Below are 17,493 nucleotides of genomic sequence, written 5' to 3' on the forward strand. Positions count from 1 at the left end.
ATGACAAGGTAATGAGTTTATGGATTTTCCCTTTTAGGTTGACGACAAGGCCATGAACTCTTACAATTCATTAATACAAATTAAGTGTATCGGTTAACTGTGAATTGATAGGGAGGAAACGAATGACGACGACTACTTATCCGGTCATCCCGGGAGCGGGGACGTTTTATTATGAAGGGAATCAAACCGGGATATTATTATGTCACGGTTTTAATGGGACACCACAAAGCGTGCGCGATGTCGGGATTGACTTGATGGAAAAGGGCTTCACGGTGTATGCCCCTCGCTTGACGGGGCACGGGACGGACCCCGAGGACTTTAGATGTTCGACGGGCAAGTGCTGGTATGAGAGCATGGAAGCAGGTATCCGCTTCTTGCGCGAGCGATGTCGCCACGTCATCGTCGTCGGACAATCGATGGGCGGGACGCTCGCCTTGAAAGCCGCGCTCGCCGGCCTTGCCGACGCCGTCATCACGATCAACGCGGCGTTGTCTGTACCGGGCTACGCGTGTCATGCGGCTGACGACGTCTGTCGCTTCATCGACGAGGACGAGCCGGATATCAAGGCAAATGACGTGTATGAGATCGTCTACGACAAAGTACCGACGTCGGCCATTCGCGAATTGCTCGCTTTGATCGAGGAAGTTCGGCCTCGTGTGTCGGACGTAGAAGTTCCGACGTGCGTCATCCATTCCGCTGTCGACCACGTCGTCCCGCCGGAAGATTCGATATGGTTGTATGACAAGATTCAGGCACCGAAGCAGCGTATCGTTTTGGAGCAATCGTACCATGTGGCGACGCTGGACCATGATCGCGGTCGATTAGCCGACGCGATCGGTACGTTCTGTGAACAAGTGACGACGGTTGAACAAATGTAGTCTCTAAGACTGCATTTTTATTTGCACTTCTTTGCAAACGCTTGCACTAATGCTATTGTAAGATTAGATTTACTCAAACAGTGGTATGTACCTTCATTGATACTAATCGTAGGCTTAGGAGGAATTTGACGTATGGAGACGGCGTTCAGACAAAGTGAGAAGCAAGGCATCGCCCGGGCATGGTGGAAAGAAGCCATCGCCTATCAAATATACCCACGCAGTTTCAAAGATTCGAACGGGGACGGCATCGGCGACCTCCGTGGCATTATCGAAAAGCTTGATTACTTGGAAGACCTCGGCATCGATGTGATCTGGCTCTGTCCGATGTATAAATCACCGAACGATGACAACGGCTATGACATCAGCGATTACGAAGACATTATGGAAGAGTTCGGGACGATGAAAGATTTCGATGCGTTGCTGAGCGCGGTCCATGCGCGAGGGATGAAGCTATTGCTAGACCTCGTCGTCAACCATACGTCAGACGAACATCCATGGTTCGTCGAATCGAAAAGTTCGAAAGACAACCCGAAGCGGGATTGGTATATATGGCGAGACGGATCAGAAGACGAGCCACCGAACAACTGGGCCAGCATTTTCGGCGGATCGGCCTGGGAATATGACGCGGCGACCGAGCAGCACTACCTTCACGTGTTCTCTAAAAAACAGCCTGACTTGAATTGGGAGAATGAAGAAGTGCGCGGTGCGGTCTACGATATGATCAACTGGTGGCTAGATAAAGGAATCGATGGGTTCCGGGTCGATGCGATCAGCCACATTAAAAAGATGCCGACCGAGACGATGTTGCCTTCCCCGGATGGCAAACGTCACGTCACGGCGTTCTCGATGTATTCAAATATCGAGGGGATCCACGAGTATCTCCAAGAGATGAAGCGAGAGACGTTCGCCAAGTACGATATCATGACGGTCGGGGAGACGAACGGGATCGAGCCGAAAGCGGCCGACCTGTGGATGGGACCTGGAAACGGGGCGATGAACATGGCGTTCCATTTCGACCACGTCGATATTATGCGCAAGTCCCGGCTCGCCCCGCTTGACGTCGTCGAACTGAAGCGTATTTTTGACAAGTGGCAACAAGGGTTGCTTGAAACAGGGTGGAACGCCCTCTATATCGAGAACCATGACATGGTGCGTGCCGTCTCGCTCGTCGGGGATGAGAACCACTATTGGCGTGAGAGTGCGACCGCGCTCGGGATGATGTACTTCTTCATGCACGGGACGCCGTTCATCTATCAAGGGCAAGAAATCGGTATGAAGAACGTGCCGTTGCCATCGATTCACGACTACGATGACGTCGCGACAAAGAACGAGTACTTCGAACGGATCGCGTACGGGATGAGTGAAATCGATTCGATGCAACACGTGTGGGGGACGTCGCGCGACAACGTCCGGACGCCGTTGCAATGGGACGCCTCCCTGCACGGCGGCTTCTCGTCAGCCACCCCGTGGATGCCGATCCATGCCGAATATGAGACGTTGAACGTGGAAGCACAGTCTAAAGACGTGAACTCGATTCTGTCGTTCTACAAAGCGATGATCCGACTGCGCCGAGCCGAGGAGACGTTCACGTATGGAAGTTACCGCGATCTCGTGCCGGAACATCTGCAAGTATTCGCGTATGAGCGCAAGTTCGAACAGCACCGTTTTTACGTGCTCGTCAACTTGACGGCGAATCCGGCCGAGACGACGCTGCCTGGTCTTGACGAGGCGACACTCGTCTTGACGAATGAGGTGGACCCGGAACCGATCGAGCAAGACACGTTCATGCTGAAGCCGTTTGAAGCCCGGTTATATCGCTTATAAACTCAACACAAGCACTTTCCTGTTAACGGGAAAGTGTTTTTTATGTCTTTTTCAAGAGTCTTAGGATGTAACAGGTTTGAAAATAAAAGATTATTTAGAAAGTTTTTTGGTATTAAAATACATTATTATTCCATTTTAAGTATTTTTAAAATAGGCTAATAAAATTTAAATTTTCATGTCTCTTCTTATTAACAAGGTCATGTGAATTTGAATTTTCGAGAGCAGGAGGGATGAATCATAAAAAATAGTAAGTTATACTGGGATTCAACAGCAGGTTCTGAGAGCATTGAAAAAAATGTTCCGGGTTGAGTCAGATGAAAATCGGGTATCGAAAAAGATATTCGGAAAACTTCATCGAAGCAAAAGAAAAAGGAATCTAAATTCTCTAATGTAAAAGATTACCTTACAAGGTATTTCAAGAAAAATTGAGAGATGGTTGAAGGAGGGAACGTATTGTCCGCATTGCATTGGGTGATTTTATCGCCTTTTTTATTCGCTATCATCGTGCCATTTTTGTTTAAGTACGTCTCGAAAATTCATACAGGATGGTTTGTCTGGTTACTCCCGACGGCACTGTTCATCTACTTTCTGAACTGGTTGCCGGTGATTTCGTCCGGCCAAGTCGTTGAGACGACTGTGTCATGGATTCCAGAGCTCGGTATCAATTTTACAGCGTATTTAGACGGTTTAAGTATGTTGTTTGTACTATTAATCACAGGAATCGGATCGCTCGTTGTTCTGTATTCTATCTTCTATCTCTCTAAAAAGGAACGGCTCGGAAATTTTTACGTCTATTTGATGCTGTTTATGGGAGCAATGCTCGGGGTCGTCTTGTCGGACAACTTGATCGTACTGTACGTGTTCTGGGAAGTGACAAGCATGGCGTCAGCCCTCCTCATCAGCTACTGGTTCCATAAAGACAAGTCGACAAAAGGTGCTCAAAAATCGATGCTCATCACCGTCGCCGGTGGTCTGGCGATGCTCGGTGGATTCGTCCTCTTGTATCAGATGACAGGCACATTCAGTATTCGTGAGATTATTGCCAATGTCGATATCGTTCAAGCGAGTCCGATGTTTGTGCCAGCGATGATCCTCATCTTGCTCGGTGCGTTCACGAAGTCGGCACAGTTCCCGTTCCATATCTGGCTACCAGATGCGATGGAGGCTCCGACACCGGTCAGTGCTTACTTGCATTCAGCCACGATGGTCAAGGCCGGGATTTATCTTGTCGCTCGGATGACACCAGTATTCGGCGGTTCGACTGTTTGGTTCTGGACGCTGTCAATCGTCGGACTTGTGACGCTCCTTTGGGGCTCGATCTCGGCGGTTCGGCAAAAGGACTTGAAAGGGATTCTCGCCTTCTCGACGGTGAGCCAACTCGGTCTGATCATGTCGCTACTCGGAGTCGGATCGGCCGCGCTCGCTGACGGGGCAGATGACCCGATATATACGCAAGCAATTCTCGTCGCAATCTTCCACTTGTTCAATCATGCGACGTTCAAAGGCGCACTCTTCATGGCAGTTGGGATTATCGACCATGAGACCGGAACCCGTGACATCCGGAAACTCGGCGGCTTGATGACAGTCATGCCGATCACGTTTACCGTTTCGCTCATCGGACTTGCGTCGATGGCCGGATTGCCGCCGTTCAACGGCTTCTTGAGTAAAGAGAAGTTCTTCACGGCGATGTTGGACGTTCGAAACTTTGAAGCGTTCGATGTCGGTTCGCTCGGACTGATGTTTCCGCTTGTCGCTTGGGTCGCGAGTATCTTCACATTCTTGTACAGCTTGATCATGTTCTTCCGCACGTTCCGCGGGAAGTTTGAGCCGGACAATTACAATCGTAAGGTACATGAGGCACCGATTGGGATGCTAATTAGTCCAATTATCCTCGTTGTGCTCGTTATTGTCTTCGGTCTGTTCCCGAACTTGTTGTCGTATTCAATCATCGAACCGGCAAAACAAGCCATCTTGCCAACGTATTTGCCAGACGGTGAACAGTTCATCGTCAACATCAAGCTTTGGCACGGGATTAACACGGAGTTGCTCATGACATTCGGTGTCGTCTTGATTGCCTCGTTCTTGTTCTCCATCATGGGGCGATGGACGAGACTTGCGATTTATAACCGGGAACGTGACCCGTTCAACTGGTACTATGACAATGCGTTGACAGGTCTCACGTCAGGTTCGCAATGGATCACACGTCTACAGATGACAGGTCTCTTGCGTGACTACTTTGCCTATATCTTCACGTTCATGCTTCTCCTCGTTGGCTACACGTTTTGGCGCTTCGATGCCTTCGCCATTGATACGGCCAACACGAGTATGATTGAGCCGTTCATGTGGATTTTGATTCCGCTCCTCATCGGGGCGATTGTCACGGTCCCGTTCGTGAATCACCGCATCACCGCTGTCATCGTCGTCGGTGTCATCGGGTTCTTGCTCGCTCTCTTGTTGATTGTGTTCAGAGCTCCCGACTTGGCACTCACGAAGCTACTCGTCGAAACGGTGACGCTCGTCATCTTCATGCTCGCGTTCTATCACTTGCCTGAGATGCGTAAAGAGAAGTTCACGCCACGCTTGAACGTGACGAACTTGATCATCTCGGTCGGTGTAGGGGTCATGATGACGCTCGTCGCCCTCAGTTCGGCGGCGCTCGGAAACCTCGCGGATTATGATTCGATTTCGGATTATTTCCTCGAAAATGCGAAAGAGCTCGGCGGAGGATATAACGTCGTCAACGTCATTCTTGTCGACTTCCGTGGGTTAGATACGTTGCTCGAAGTACTCGTTCTTGCCGTGGCCGCGCTCGGGATCGTTACGCTGATTAAATTGAAATTGAAAGGAGGAGAAGACGTATGAGAAAACAAGCGAGAGCCAGTAACTTGATGCTCCATAGCATCACTCGGGTCGTCACGTTTGTCTTGCTCGCATTTTCGCTTTACTTGTTCTTCGCCGGGCACAACAACCCTGGCGGAGGATTCATCGGTGGATTGATGACGGCGAGTGCGCTTCTCCTCATGTATTTAGGGTTCGACATGAAAAGCATCAAGAAGGCGCTCCCGTTCAATTTCACCACGATGATTGCTGTCGGTTTGCTCGTCGCCTTGTTTACGGGTGTCTCGAGCATGTTGTTCGGTTACCCATTCTTGAGTCAGTTTTATGAGTACGTGAACTTGCCTGTACTTGGGAGAACTGGACTGGCGACTTCATTACCATTCGATTTAGGGATTTATCTGGTCGTTGTTGGTATTGCCTTGACAATAATTTTAGCGATTGCGGAGGATGATTCGTAATGGAAATACTCATGTCGATTACGGTCGGTGTCCTCTTCACGGTCGGCACTTACCTGTTACTGACGAAAAGCTTGTTGCGAATCGTGCTCGGTTTAATCCTTTTGTCGCACGGGGCGCACTTCTTACTGTTGACGATGGCAGGTCTCCAGACAGGTACACCGCCGTTGCTCAATTTAAATTCTGAAGCGTACGCTGATCCATTGCCACAGGCGCTCGTCTTGACGGCACTCGTCATTAGCTTCGGGATGACATCATTTTTACTCGTCCTGTCGTATCGTACGTACCAAGCGTTCAAGACGGATGATTTAGAAAAATTAAGGGGGTCGGCTGATGAATAACTTGCTCGTACTCCCGTTTCTGATTCCGTTCGCGGTCGGGGCAATCTTGATTTTGTTTTCGAAACGAATCGGTACCCAGCGCTTCTTGAGCGGATTGACCGCGATTATTATGCTCGGCGTCTCGATTTATTTACTCACTGTTGTCCGTGCCGAAGGGATTGTCGTGTTAGAAGTGGGCAGTTGGTCGGCGCCGTTTGGAATCGTGCTCGTAGCTGATTTATTTGCGGCGATCATGGTGCTCATGTCGTCAATCGTCGGCTTGCTCTGTCTTTTCTTTGCTTTCCGGACAATTGCTCCGGAACGAGAAAAGTTCTATTTTTACCCGTTCTACTTCTTCCTATTGACGGGTGTGAACGGAGCGTTCTTGACAGGTGACATCTTTAACCTATTCGTCTTCTTCGAAGTGATGCTCATTTCGTCATACGTCCTGATTGTTATGGGTGGTACGGACTATCAGCTTCGCGAATCTCTCAAGTATGTCGTCATGAACATCTTCGCTTCGATTTTGTTCATCGCAACGATGGCGTTCACGTACGCGGTGACAGGGACGCTCAATATGGCGCACCTCGCCGAACGCGTTGCTGAGCTCGAACAAGTCGGTGTATTGAACGTTATCGCGATGTTCTACTTCATCGTTTTCGGCATGAAAGGGGCGTTATTCCCGCTGTACTTCTGGCTTCCACGCTCGTATTTCGGCCCGCCGGCCGCTGTCGCTGCCTTGTTCGGTGGATTGCTGACGAAAGTTGGTATTTACGCCATCATCCGAACGTTCACGCTCATCTTCCCGCACAACCTTGACTTCACACAGCCCATCCTCATTTGGGTCGGTGCAATCACGATCGTCATCGGTGGTCTCGGTGCGGTTTCGAACTTTGATTTCAAACGAATCTTGTCGTATCACATCGTGTCGCAGGTCGGTTATATGGTCATCGCTCTCGGTCTATACACGAGTCTGGCAATTGCGGCCGCGATTTATTATATCGTCCACAACATCATCGTGAAGACGGCGCTTTTCCTCTATGCTGGGACGGCACAACGGATTACTGGCACGACCGACCTCAAACAGATGGGGGGACTGTTGAAGACGCACCCTCTTCTCGGATGGATGTTCTTCATTACGGGGATTGCGATTGCTGGAATCCCACCGTTCAGTGGCTTCATCAGTAAACTGTCGCTCGTCATCGCAGGTTTTGAGACTGGTCAGTACGTTGTTAGCGGGATTGCGCTCGCTGTCGGGATGCTGACACTGTTCTCGATGATCAAAATCTTCATGTACGTGTTCTGGGGCGAACAGAAGCATACAAAAGCGCAAGGGAAAATTAAAGTCGGGGACTTGCTACTCCCGGCCATCCCGCTCGTCATTTTGACGACGGTGCTCGGTGTCGCGGCGCAGCCGATTCTCTCGTTCTTCCTTGAAGCGTCGAATCAGTTGCTCGATCCGTCAATTTATATTGATTCGGTCTTGAAAGGAGGGGGAGCATGACGTTTCAAATCGTTCTCAACACAGTCATCGCCATCATGTGGGCGGTGCTTTGGAATAGCTACACCGGCGTCGATTTCTTGCTTGGCTATATCGTCGGGATATTCATCTTGTTCGTCTTGCGCCGTTTCCTGCAGTTCGACTTTTATATGCGCCGCGTTTTCGCCGCATTCAAACTGATCGCCTTGTTCATTAAAGAGCTGATCAAGTCGAACATCGATGTTGTCAAAGTGCTGCTCAGTCCGAAACTAAACATCGAGCCCGGAATCATCGAAGTCCCGACGCAACTCAAGTCGGATTGGGAGTTGACGCTCCTCGCTTCGCTCATCAGTCTGACGCCGGGAACACTCTCGATGGATTTTTCAGAAGATAAAAAGTCGATCTTCGTCCACTCGATTCACGTTCCAAACAAGGAACAGATGATTCGTGAGATTCATAACACGTTCGAAAAAGCGATTATGGAGGTGACACATTAATGTTTAAAGTGTTGCTTATGATCGCGTTATTCTTTATGTCAATCTCGCTCGTCATTTCGTTCATCCGAACTGTCAAAGGGCCGACGATGCCGGATCGGATTGTTGCGCTCGATGCGATTGGGATCACGTTAATCGGGATCATCGGGATTTTGATGATTCTGCAAGAGACGATTGCTTACGCCGAGGTCATTCTTGTCATCGGAATCCTCGCCTTTATCGGAACAATCGCACTGTCGAAATTCATTGAGAGGGGGGATATCTTTGACCGTGATTGAATGGATTGTTGCCATCCTATGTCTAATCGGAGGCTTTCTGAGCTTGGTTGGTGGAATCGGGTTCATCCGTTTTCCGGACGTGTATGGGCGGACACACTCGGCGACGAAAAGCGCCACGCTCGGCGTCATCACCGTCATGGTCGGGACGTTCCTCTATTTCCTGCTCGCAGAAGGGATGTTCTCCGGAAAGATTTTGCTGACGATTCTCTTCGTCTTCTTGACGGCGCCACTTGCGGCAATGATGGTGTCACGTGCTGCTTATCGGACAGGCGTCCCGCTCTCTGAATTGACGACGCAGGACGATTTGAAGAAAAAGTATCCGGAAGCACGAAAAGACGTACACTGACACTCTCCGTTTCGGGGAGTGTTTTTAGGAGGGGTTCGATGCATCAAATCGAAATCGGGAATGAGGTTGAGACGCATCGACTGACAATCATATGGGCTAGTCGAGAGGCTGTGTCCATCGATATCTTCGGTCACGTCGAAGCAGTCACGACAGCAGATTATATCGCGTTTGCCCGGGCGCTCACAAAAACCTATCACGAACTTGACGGTACGGCACAACTCGTCAATGAAGCCGGACACGCGATCGTAACGCTGGCATTCAAACGCGGTGTCGTCGACGTCCAAATTGTCCGTGACACATCCATTCGGACGTTTCAGACCGACCAAAGCTACGTGACGACTATGGTCAGACAAATCGGTGTCGTAGAATAGACTGTGACAAATGCGGGAAAAGAGCATATGATAGAGGTTGACTATACGGAAAGGGGTGTCGGGTATGGATGGTAAGAAACGCGCGGACATTCGCCCAGGACTCCACGTCCAGATCGTCCTGAAACAAGATCAGCGGAGCGGGAAGTTGACGAAAGGCGTCGTCAAAGACATTTTGACGAACTCGCCAAGTCACCCGCACGGCATTAAAGTACGCTTAAACGATGGACAGGTCGGTCGGGTAAAAGTGATCGAAGCTGGAGGTGAATAATATGAGTGAAAAGAAATTGAGTTTCCAAGAGGCAATGAAGCAAAAACTCGCCGAGAAGAAACAGAACGAAACGAAAGTGCCGACAGGACTTCGTGGGACGAAGCAAAAACCGTTGACGAACCAGTTGACGAAAAAGCCGAACAACCAGAAGAAACGGACCGGCGTATAAACCAAGCAGTTGCTCATGCGAGCGACTGTTTTTTTGTTGGGGTCAATCAGACGACGCGTCAATGAAATGGCGATCGTTGAAGTCATGCAGATGAAGCTTCTTTAAAAAAAGTGAAACCTTAAATCAAATAACGAAATAAAAATGATGATTTATTCATTCTTCCAAAATAGTATGTAAGCGCTTTAAGTGTCGGTTTTTCAGTCTTTTTGTCGTGTATCATGTGAATTTTTTGTGAACTCACCTATAAAAAAATTGTTGCTAATTGTCAGAATCTTTGTATAATTCAGAACTAAGACATCATAAAAAATCTTCAACTTAGATTTCCACAACAGGGAGGAACTTATTCATGGAAGCTGTACAAAACTTGTTACAAGGAAGCGTCGACTTTTTAAACAACATCTTATGGTCGTACGTGCTTATCGTCGGATTGATTGGGGCCGGGATTTACTTTACGGTCAAGACAAGGTTTATGCAGTTCCGCTACTTAAAAGAGATGTTCCGTGTCGTCACAGAAAAATCAGATGCCACAGATAGTAAGAGCATCAGCTCGGCGAAGTCGTTCTTCATCGGAGCGGCAACGCGAATCGGAACTGGTAACTTGGCAGGGGTCACGGTCGCGATCACACTCGGTGGACCGGGAGCAGTGTTCTGGATGTGGATCGTCGCCCTCGTCGGTGGTGCTACCGCGATGATCGAGAGCACGCTCGCTCAAGTGTATAAAGTAAAAGACGACGTCGCATACCGCGGCGGTCCAGCTTACTACATTGAAAAAGGGCTCAACAACCGCGTCCTTGGTATCATCTTTGCAGTATTGATTGCATTCACGTTCGGTCTTATCTTCAACTCGGTACAATCGAACACGATCGCAGCAGCGTTTGATAACGCGTTCGGTCTCGAAGCTGCAGTCGGTGGCGCTATCCTCGTCGTCTTGACAGGACTCGTCATCTTCGGTGGCGTCCGACGTGTCGCGAACTTCTCGGCAATCGTCGTACCGATCATGGCTGTCCTTTACTTGATCGTCGCTCTTTATGTCGTCGTCGTGAACATCACAGAAATGCCAGCCGTCCTCGGCATGATCTTCAAGAGCGCGTTCGGAATCGAGCAAGCGTTTGGCGGTTCGGTCGGTGCGGCTATCATGATGGGTGTCCGTCGTGGTCTCTTCTCGAACGAAGCTGGTATGGGTTCGGCACCGAACGCAGCAGCGGCAGCAGAAGTGTCACACCCGGCGAAACAAGGTTTCATGCAGACGCTCGGTGTGTTCTTGGATACGTTGATCGTCTGTACGGCGACAGCGGCTATCGTCCTCCTTTCGGACAGCTACGCGGCTGGTAACGGTGAAGGGATCGCACTCCTTCAAAACGCGTTGGCTGAGCAAATCGGTGCTTGGGCACCTGGCTTCATCGCCGTCAGTGTCCTCTTGTTCGCATTCAGCTCGATCGTCGGTAGCTACTACTACGGTGAGACGAACATCGAGTTCATCAAGAAGAGCAAAGGCGCTGTCTTCGGTTTCCGCCTTCTCACAATGGGCTTTGTCTTCCTCGGTTCGGTCGCGAGCCTTGGCTTCGTTTGGAGTCTCGCCGACTTGTTCATGGCCGGTATGACACTCATCAACTTGGTCGCCATCTCGCTTCTCGGCGGTGTTGCCTTCAAAGTACTTCGTGACTACGAAGAGCAACGGGCCCAAGGTCTCAACCCACGCTTCTCGGCCCGTAAGCTCGGCATCGAGAACACGGAATGTTGGGACGTCGACGAGGACGAAGTCGCAGAAGGTGCGGTTCAAATCGCCGCTGCCGATTCGTCAAAATAATCATTTACGCAACAACAGGGGCCCTGCATCGGGGCCCCTGTCTTTTTATGCGTTCTGGCGGAGCGTTTCCACGTTCGCTGTCCCAGGTTTTGCGTTCAAATGGAGGTACGTGCCGGCGACGAACAAGGCGCCCCCGACGATATTACCGAGTGTGGCAAACAGTAGATTATAGAGTGCGAGCCCGATGTTGATGGCTTCAGACGGCACATAATAGAGGGCCAGCCCGAAGATACCCATGTTGGCGATCGAGTGCTCGAAACCGGCGGCGAAAAAGACGACGACCGGGAGCATCGTCAACATGATTTTGGCGACGTCGTTTTGCGTCTTGAGCGGCATGAAGATGGCGATACAGACGAGTACGTTACAAAGAATTCCTTTTAAGAAAATGGCGAGTGCGTCACCGCCCATCTTTTTAGCAGCTACGACTGCGAGCAAGTGGTCACTATTCATGTCACCCATGCTGTGGGCGCCGATGACAAGGATCGTGAGCAACAGCGCGCCGACCAAGTTGCCGATCCAGCTGATGCCCCACACTTTGACAAGATCGCTCCATGCGACACGTCCACGCTTCGCACCGGTATACAAGTACATCGTGTTGCTCGTGAACAGCTCTCCGCCCATCCAGACGATGAAGACGAGTGCGACCGAGAAACTCATGCCGGCAAACAGCATCGTCCCTGGTACGTCGATGAACATGTTTCCGACCGTAAATGCGAAGACGACTCCGATCCCGATCAAAAAACCGGCGACGAGCGAGCGAAGTGCGTATTGACCGAACGAGTGATGAAGGAGCGTCGCTTTTTTATGGGCGGCTTCTTCCATATAATCGATAACTTGTTTTTCCATTTGAATAAGACCTCCTTTAGACAACTTAAGTCTAGGAGGTCTTAAAAAAGTTTGCAATTGTTTTCACAAACTTTCGATAAGGGGATTTGTATCCGTTCACATCGTCGCCACGAGTTCGACTTTGATGCGATCCGGGTCTTCGAAATAGAGCGCGACGTAGTTCGGACCGCCCGCATACGGAAAACGGTCGGCGTACAGCTCATTGAAGCCGTAACGGGACAAGCGGCTGCGAAAAGATTCGAGTTGCTCCACCGATTCAGCGTGAAAGGCGAGGTGGTTCAGTCCTGTTCGCTTCCGATGGTACGAGGGTTCGAGGTATGCCGGTTCGGTTTGAACGAAGACGAGGTACGTCTCACCATGACGATAACTTTTTCCGTGTTCCCATTGTTGGTATACCGTATACCCAAGCTCTGTGAGGAGCCAGTCCCAAGCGATTAAACTTTTGTTCAGGTCAGAAACATAGAGCTCTACGTGGTGAAGCATGCGTCTCATCCTTCCGTCGGACGTTTCAAAAGCGGCCGTTTAGTATAATGGTATTATACAACGACTGCAGGGGGAACCATATGGACAACACGGGGCTTGTCTCGAACATATTGATCGCGGGAAAAACAGGCGTCGGCAAGAGCGCCTTCTTGAACTATATTTACGGACGTGACGTGGCCGAGTCACGGGCGGGCAGCCCGGTGACGGCAGAAGGCCTGCACGAATACGAGTATTACGATCTTGAACGCGGGATCTTGTTCCGCTTTTTTGATACGTGGGGACTTGAAGCCGACCGGTCTGAAGAATGGCATGAAGCGGTCATCGCCGTCGTCAATAAGCGGGAAGGGGCACTCGACATCGCTGACTGGTTCCACACGATTTATTATTTGCTGTCGATCAACTCAGGTCGTGTCGAAACGTATGAGCTCGAGTCGATTTTGAAGCCACTTTACGCGAAAGAGAGCAACGTCACCATCATCTTAACGAACTATAATCCGGACAGCGCGATGAACGTGGAGAAAGCCGAGGCGATGGAAGACGTCTTGATGCGAGAACTTGGCATCAATCGTGACGCCATGATCCGGGTGAACAGTGTCGAGAAAAAGCTGCTGAGCGGACAAGTCGTATCGACGCTCGGTTATGAGGCGGTCTGGCAGCGGAACCGAACGAACCTCTGGCAGGATGTCGAGCGGAAATTACCGCTCAACTTGACCCGGCATTTATTGGACGAGCTCGAAGCGTGGCGCGACCGGAGTTACCGTTCGGCTGAAAAAATTCGGATGATCACCCCGCAAGCAATGATCAGCTGGAAAGCGCGTCAAATCGAAAAAGATTTGGAGAGCACGCTCGAACAGGCCGCGCTCACGACAGAAGAAGCGATGGCGCAGGGGGTCCGTCATTACATTCAACTGATGGAGCGCTATCCGCTCGTCGGCAAACAAGCTGACGTCGGCTTCAAGACGCGCCGGGTCGAACTCGGCTTTGATTATTCATTTAAGCGGACGATTCGAAAGATGGTGCTCGGGATGATTCCGGGTATTCATTTCATTTACTGGGCGTTCAAGCGCCGGACAGCGGAGCGGGGCATCAAAAAAGCCATCGACCAACAGTATGAGACGGTCAGGCAAGCGATTGTTCAGGACGTGCAACGTGGATTCGAGAATGAGATGAAGCAGCTTGGGCGTACGCTCAATCAATGAGGAGGAAGTCATATGGAGAAAAAAGCGCCATTTAATTTAGATACGTACGATTTGAAAGAAGAGTTGGGTCGTCTGCGAGGCGAAGTCAAGAAGCCGAACATTTTAATCGCCGGTGCGACCGGTTCTGGGAAGAGCTCGGTCGTCAACCATGTGTTCGGTCGCGATTTGACGAAAGTGGCGGCCGGCGAGCCGGTGACGCGTGGAATCCACCAGTTCATGAGTGATGACATCGCGATCGTCCTCTATGATAGTGAAGGGTACGAAATCGGAAGTGAGCGCCAACAGGCGTATGCCGACGAAGTCATCGGCTTCGTCGAACGGGCACAGACAAAACCCGCGGCCGAGCAGATGCACCTCGTCTGGTACGCCATCAACGCCTCGATGAAACGGGTCACACCGCTCGATCGGACGCTGATCAAACAGTTGAACGACGTCACTTCGGTCGCAGTCTTATTGACGCAAATCGATCAAGTCGACATGGATGAATTGACGGCGCTGCGAAACGAATTGGCTGGAGTCGTACCGGAAGACGCAATTTTTCAGGTAAGTGTCGCCGGTGAGTTATTGAACGATGCTGAACTTCGGGACCACCTTGACTGGGAACGTCTCGTTACATGGTCGGTCGACCAGCTCGACCAGTCACTTCAAGAAGGATTGCTCATGGAGATTCATGCGGAGAGCGAAGCGATGCTCAAGCTGAAACGCAAGAAGGCGAACCGGATCATCTCGGGCTATGTCGCGAGTGCTGGGACTGCCGCTGCCGTGCCACTCCCGTTCGCGGATGCCATCGCGTTGACACCGATCCAAGTGACGATGAGCGTCCACTTGTTCCGTTATTGGGGCGTCAAAGCGAGCGATGACATGTTGAAAACGTTGATTGGCAGCACGATCATCCCGCAAATCGGACGGACGCTTTCGAAGACGCTGTTGTTGAACGTCATGAAGTTCTTCCCAGGTGCGAACGCGGCGGCGAGCGTGATCAATGCGACAGTGGCATCCGGGATCACCTGGGCAATCGGCCTTGCCATCAATGAAGTCGCGTATCGCAATGCGATGGATTCTTCGAAGACGATCGAGCAACTGCTCAACAGTGACTTTAGTTCATTGTTCGATCAGTTCATAAAAGAGAATCCGATGTCGAAAGACAAATCGTGATTCGAAGTTTGTTACGATGAGAGAGAACAGGGGGAATGGATATGAAGAAACGAATTTACATCACACGACGTCTGCCAGAAGAAGCAGTGGCGCCGCTACGAGACAAGTATGACGTCCGCATGTGGGACGAAGAGGCGGTGAGCGTACCGCGTGACGTCTTGTTGAAAGAAGCAGCATCGGCTCATGCGCTATGGACGATGCTCAGCGACACGATCGACCGCGAGTTGATCGAACAGGCGCCTGACCTCGCAGTCATCTCGAACTTGGCCGTCGGTTATAACAACATCGACATCGAAGCGGCAAAACAGCACGGCATCGTCGTGACGAACACACCGGACGTCTTGACCGAGACGACAGCGGACCTCGCGTTCGGACTCATGATGATGACCGGGCGCCGGCTCGGAGAGGCAGAACGTGACTTGCGGGCAGGGGAATGGAAATCGTGGACACCGATGGGCTACGTCGGGATGGACCTGTATCAGGCGAAGCTCGGGATTATCGGGATGGGACGCATCGGCGAGGCGGTCGCACGCCGGGCCCGCGGCTTTGACATGGACGTCTTGTACCATAATCGGACGCGTCGTCATGAATCGGAGTCGATGTACGGATTCGTCTACGCCGAACTCGATGACTTGCTCGAGCAGTCGGATTTCGTCGTCGTGCTCGCACCGCTCACCGAACAGACGCGTGGCATGATCGGCGCCGACCAGTTTGCCAAAATGAAAGACACGGCCGTCTTCATCAACGTCGCCCGCGGCGAGATCATCGATGAGTCGGCACTGTACGAGGCATTGAAAGCAAACAAGATTTGGGCGGCGGGGCTCGACGTGTTCGCGAAAGAACCGGTGGCGATGGACCATCCGCTCTTGACGCTTCCGAACGTCACGACGCTCCCGCATATCGGTAGCGCCACGATCAAGACGCGCCTCTCGATGATGGCGCTCAACCGAGAAGCCATCGTCAACGTACTCGAAGGGAAAGAACCAAAAAATCGATTGACGTAAAAAAGAGGAACCTGACGCCATGTGTCAGGTTCCTCTTTTCTGTCCATTAAAAGCGGCGAATGTTGTCTGGATCTTCGACATCGTTGCGTAACGCTCGGTCATCGAGCCCGCGAAGCTTCGCTTCTTTATCGTTTAGTTTGGATTTTTCATCAAGCGTGTCTTGTTCTTGATCGACGGCCCGGTTCGGGTTGTCTGGTGCGGATTCGTTGAACGGCTTCGAGTCAACTTCCAAACCGTCAGCTGTATGATGTCCTTGATGGCCCGTATCGTGCTTCGACTCGTTGTAAGGCGTCGAATCGATCGTCAAACTTTCATTGTGACGGCGTTCGTAGTCTTCATCGACATAGATCAAAATCTTGCCGGCCTCGACGTCGCTGTAATGGCGATTGACTTCTTCTTCGCTCAGTCCCATGTTGCGGAGCCCGGCGTGAACGTCTTCGTGGCCGCTCAAGAACGAACGGACTTTGTCGAACCAACCTGTATCGTGCGAGGCCTCGGTGTGCACGTCCGTTTTACGGCGCAAAATCGAGACGCTGTCCTCATGTTTGGCGACGACGTAAATGTCTGAGTCTTTGTATCCTTTGACACGTAGCTCCTCAATCTTTCCTAGAGCCGATTCTTGCGTGTCGTACATGCTAATAAATCGTTTCTCACTCATGGTTGTCTCCTCCTTATAATCGGCGATGGTCCTCTAAGCCGGAATGTCCCCGTACAATCGGATCTTCTTTCGTACCGCGTGGTTTTTCATCATGATCATTGAACGGTTTGGCATCGAATGCAATCCCGTCTGCCTTTTCCCCTTGGTCGTGGTCGAGTTCACTGTCTTTTTTATACATATTCGGATAGCGCTCGTACGAATGTTTATCGACGTAAAGCAACAGTTTACCGTCGTCGATGGCTGAATAGTATTCCTCTGCCTCGGCATCGCTAAGACCCATATTACGCAGCTCATCGCGAATCCGGTCGCTGCCGTGAAGGAATGCTTTGACGCGGTCTAACCAATTGACATCTCGAATCCCAGACTCGGCGTTCACATCGGTGTGATAGCGCAATGCGGAAATTTCCCCGTCCCGCTTGGCTACGACATGCATATTTTTCTCCGCTTCCCCGGCCTTTTTGAGTTCGTTCACTTTGTCCATCACTTCTTGCTCGCTATGAAATAACCCGATCATTTTGCGGTCTGACATGGTCTGCCCCCTTTATCATCTCGTCTTACGATTAAATTGACGTCACGGTATTAGTAATTTCCGTTCTGGCGAATGTTCAAACAAAAAACGC

20 protein-coding genes are annotated in these 17,493 nt (G+C 50.8%); 16 read left to right on the plus strand and 4 right to left on the minus strand.

The window, feature by feature from the left end; genetic code table 11:
• The first annotated feature begins 122 nt into the window (after nt 1-122).
• The 13 genes from BJU60_RS06215 to BJU60_RS06270 all read left to right on the plus strand — a co-directional run bounded on the left by BJU60_RS06215 (nt 123) and on the right by BJU60_RS06270 (nt 11,528).
• Nucleotides 123-878 (plus strand): alpha/beta hydrolase, encoded by a 756-nt coding sequence (locus tag BJU60_RS06215; protein ID WP_070328039.1) that lies wholly within the window; start codon nt 123-125, stop codon nt 876-878.
• Nucleotides 879-1,046: 168 nt separating this feature from the next.
• A complete protein-coding gene (locus tag BJU60_RS06220; protein WP_070328294.1) occupies nt 1,047-2,702 on the plus strand; it encodes a glycoside hydrolase family 13 protein in 1,656 nt (551 codons plus the stop codon).
• 453 nt (nt 2,703-3,155) lie between these two features.
• Entirely contained in the window at nt 3,156-5,564 is a 2,409-nt protein-coding gene (locus BJU60_RS06225) for a Na+/H+ antiporter subunit A (RefSeq protein WP_070328040.1), read from the plus strand.
• Entirely contained in the window at nt 5,561-5,998 is a 438-nt protein-coding gene (locus tag BJU60_RS06230) for a Na(+)/H(+) antiporter subunit B (protein ID WP_070328041.1), read from the plus strand. The genes BJU60_RS06225 and BJU60_RS06230 overlap by 4 nt, the downstream gene beginning before the upstream one ends.
• Nucleotides 5,998-6,336, plus strand: coding sequence for a Na(+)/H(+) antiporter subunit C (locus tag BJU60_RS06235; protein ID WP_070328042.1), 339 nt, complete (start codon nt 5,998-6,000; stop codon nt 6,334-6,336). The genes BJU60_RS06230 and BJU60_RS06235 overlap by 1 nt, the downstream gene beginning before the upstream one ends.
• The gene (locus tag BJU60_RS06240; RefSeq protein ID WP_070328043.1) at nt 6,329-7,819 is read left to right on the plus strand and encodes a Na+/H+ antiporter subunit D; all 1,491 of its coding nucleotides are present in this window, start codon (nt 6,329-6,331) and stop codon (nt 7,817-7,819) included. The genes BJU60_RS06235 and BJU60_RS06240 overlap by 8 nt, the downstream gene beginning before the upstream one ends.
• Nucleotides 7,816-8,292: a Na+/H+ antiporter subunit E gene (locus BJU60_RS06245; RefSeq protein WP_070328044.1), complete on the plus strand. Its 477-nt coding sequence runs from the start codon at nt 7,816-7,818 to the stop codon at nt 8,290-8,292. Before BJU60_RS06240 ends, BJU60_RS06245 begins: the two co-directional genes overlap by 4 nt.
• Nucleotides 8,292-8,567, plus strand: a complete 276-nt coding sequence (locus BJU60_RS06250) for a Na(+)/H(+) antiporter subunit F1 (RefSeq protein WP_016507952.1) — start codon at nt 8,292-8,294, stop codon at nt 8,565-8,567. The genes BJU60_RS06245 and BJU60_RS06250 overlap by 1 nt, the downstream gene beginning before the upstream one ends.
• Entirely contained in the window at nt 8,554-8,913 is a 360-nt protein-coding gene (gene mnhG, locus BJU60_RS06255; RefSeq protein ID WP_070328045.1) for a monovalent cation/H(+) antiporter subunit G, read from the plus strand. The genes BJU60_RS06250 and mnhG overlap by 14 nt, the downstream gene beginning before the upstream one ends.
• A 38-nt stretch (nt 8,914-8,951) precedes the next feature.
• Entirely contained in the window at nt 8,952-9,284 is a 333-nt protein-coding gene (locus tag BJU60_RS06260; protein WP_070328046.1) for a hypothetical protein, read from the plus strand.
• A gap of 64 nt (nt 9,285-9,348) precedes the next feature.
• Complete coding sequence (locus BJU60_RS06265; RefSeq protein WP_016508010.1) at nt 9,349-9,552, plus strand: YwbE family protein; 204 nt, start codon at nt 9,349-9,351, stop codon at nt 9,550-9,552.
• Nucleotide 9,553: 1 nt separating this feature from the next.
• The gene (locus tag BJU60_RS15215; protein WP_016507944.1) at nt 9,554-9,721 is read left to right on the plus strand and encodes a hypothetical protein; all 168 of its coding nucleotides are present in this window, start codon (nt 9,554-9,556) and stop codon (nt 9,719-9,721) included.
• A 346-nt stretch (nt 9,722-10,067) separates the two neighbouring features.
• Complete coding sequence (locus BJU60_RS06270; RefSeq protein WP_070328047.1) at nt 10,068-11,528, plus strand: alanine/glycine:cation symporter family protein; 1,461 nt, start codon at nt 10,068-10,070, stop codon at nt 11,526-11,528.
• 45 nt (nt 11,529-11,573) lie between these two features.
• On the opposite strand, the gene BJU60_RS06275 is transcribed toward BJU60_RS06270, so the two are convergent.
• Both BJU60_RS06275 and BJU60_RS06280 read right to left on the minus strand, forming a co-directional pair.
• Complete coding sequence (locus tag BJU60_RS06275; RefSeq protein ID WP_070328048.1) at nt 11,574-12,374, minus strand: formate/nitrite transporter family protein; 801 nt, start codon at nt 12,372-12,374, stop codon at nt 11,574-11,576.
• A gap of 96 nt (nt 12,375-12,470) precedes the next feature.
• Nucleotides 12,471-12,857 carry a VOC family protein gene (locus tag BJU60_RS06280; protein WP_070328049.1) on the minus strand — a complete coding sequence of 129 codons (387 nt, stop codon included), beginning with the start codon at nt 12,855-12,857 and terminating at the stop codon, nt 12,471-12,473.
• 80 nt (nt 12,858-12,937) lie between these two features.
• Between BJU60_RS06280 and BJU60_RS06285 the strand changes: the two genes are divergently transcribed.
• From BJU60_RS06285 to BJU60_RS06295, 3 genes are read left to right on the plus strand one after another with little or no spacing between them, the layout of a single operon-like run.
• The gene (locus tag BJU60_RS06285) at nt 12,938-14,056 is read left to right on the plus strand and encodes a GTPase (RefSeq protein ID WP_070328050.1); all 1,119 of its coding nucleotides are present in this window, start codon (nt 12,938-12,940) and stop codon (nt 14,054-14,056) included.
• Between the two features lie 12 nt (nt 14,057-14,068).
• A complete protein-coding gene (locus BJU60_RS06290; RefSeq protein WP_070328051.1) occupies nt 14,069-15,211 on the plus strand; it encodes a YcjF family protein in 1,143 nt (380 codons plus the stop codon).
• Between the two features lie 41 nt (nt 15,212-15,252).
• Nucleotides 15,253-16,215, plus strand: a complete 963-nt coding sequence (locus BJU60_RS06295; RefSeq protein WP_070328052.1) for a 2-hydroxyacid dehydrogenase — start codon at nt 15,253-15,255, stop codon at nt 16,213-16,215.
• A gap of 46 nt (nt 16,216-16,261) precedes the next feature.
• On the opposite strand, the gene BJU60_RS06300 is transcribed toward BJU60_RS06295, so the two are convergent.
• Both BJU60_RS06300 and BJU60_RS06305 read right to left on the minus strand, forming a co-directional pair.
• Complete coding sequence (locus BJU60_RS06300) at nt 16,262-16,873, minus strand: general stress protein (protein ID WP_070328053.1); 612 nt, start codon at nt 16,871-16,873, stop codon at nt 16,262-16,264.
• 13 nt (nt 16,874-16,886) lie between these two features.
• Nucleotides 16,887-17,402: a general stress protein gene (locus tag BJU60_RS06305; RefSeq protein WP_070328054.1), complete on the minus strand. Its 516-nt coding sequence runs from the start codon at nt 17,400-17,402 to the stop codon at nt 16,887-16,889.
• Between the last annotated feature and the right edge of the window lie 91 nt (nt 17,403-17,493).

Origin of the sequence: Exiguobacterium aurantiacum (assembly GCF_001766415.1) — a bacterium.
GTDB lineage: Bacteria > Bacillota > Bacilli > Exiguobacteriales > Exiguobacteriaceae > Exiguobacterium > Exiguobacterium aurantiacum_A.

Bases quoted from the DNA above. Each gene is read 5' to 3' on its own strand.
- BJU60_RS06215 (WP_070328039.1), top strand. From the start codon at position 123: ATGACGACGACTACTTATCCGGTCATCCCGGGAGCGGGGACGTTTTAT.
- BJU60_RS06230 (WP_070328041.1), top strand. From the start codon at position 5,561: ATGAGAAAACAAGCGAGAGCCAGTAACTTGATGCTCCATAGCATCACT.
- BJU60_RS06235 (WP_070328042.1), top strand. From the start codon at position 5,998: ATGGAAATACTCATGTCGATTACGGTCGGTGTCCTCTTCACGGTCGGC.
- BJU60_RS06240 (WP_070328043.1), top strand. From the start codon at position 6,329: ATGAATAACTTGCTCGTACTCCCGTTTCTGATTCCGTTCGCGGTCGGG.
- BJU60_RS06245 (WP_070328044.1), top strand. From the start codon at position 7,816: ATGACGTTTCAAATCGTTCTCAACACAGTCATCGCCATCATGTGGGCG.
- BJU60_RS06250 (WP_016507952.1), top strand. From the start codon at position 8,292: ATGTTTAAAGTGTTGCTTATGATCGCGTTATTCTTTATGTCAATCTCG.
- BJU60_RS06260 (WP_070328046.1), top strand. From the start codon at position 8,952: ATGCATCAAATCGAAATCGGGAATGAGGTTGAGACGCATCGACTGACA.
- BJU60_RS06265 (WP_016508010.1), top strand. From the start codon at position 9,349: ATGGATGGTAAGAAACGCGCGGACATTCGCCCAGGACTCCACGTCCAG.
- BJU60_RS15215 (WP_016507944.1), top strand. From the start codon at position 9,554: ATGAGTGAAAAGAAATTGAGTTTCCAAGAGGCAATGAAGCAAAAACTC.
- BJU60_RS06270 (WP_070328047.1), top strand. From the start codon at position 10,068: ATGGAAGCTGTACAAAACTTGTTACAAGGAAGCGTCGACTTTTTAAAC.
- BJU60_RS06275 (WP_070328048.1), bottom strand. From the start codon at position 12,374: ATGGAAAAACAAGTTATCGATTATATGGAAGAAGCCGCCCATAAAAAA.
- BJU60_RS06280 (WP_070328049.1), bottom strand. From the start codon at position 12,857: ATGCTTCACCACGTAGAGCTCTATGTTTCTGACCTGAACAAAAGTTTA.
- BJU60_RS06285 (WP_070328050.1), top strand. From the start codon at position 12,938: ATGGACAACACGGGGCTTGTCTCGAACATATTGATCGCGGGAAAAACA.
- BJU60_RS06290 (WP_070328051.1), top strand. From the start codon at position 14,069: ATGGAGAAAAAAGCGCCATTTAATTTAGATACGTACGATTTGAAAGAA.
- BJU60_RS06295 (WP_070328052.1), top strand. From the start codon at position 15,253: ATGAAGAAACGAATTTACATCACACGACGTCTGCCAGAAGAAGCAGTG.
- BJU60_RS06300 (WP_070328053.1), bottom strand. From the start codon at position 16,873: ATGAGTGAGAAACGATTTATTAGCATGTACGACACGCAAGAATCGGCT.
- BJU60_RS06305 (WP_070328054.1), bottom strand. From the start codon at position 17,402: ATGTCAGACCGCAAAATGATCGGGTTATTTCATAGCGAGCAAGAAGTG.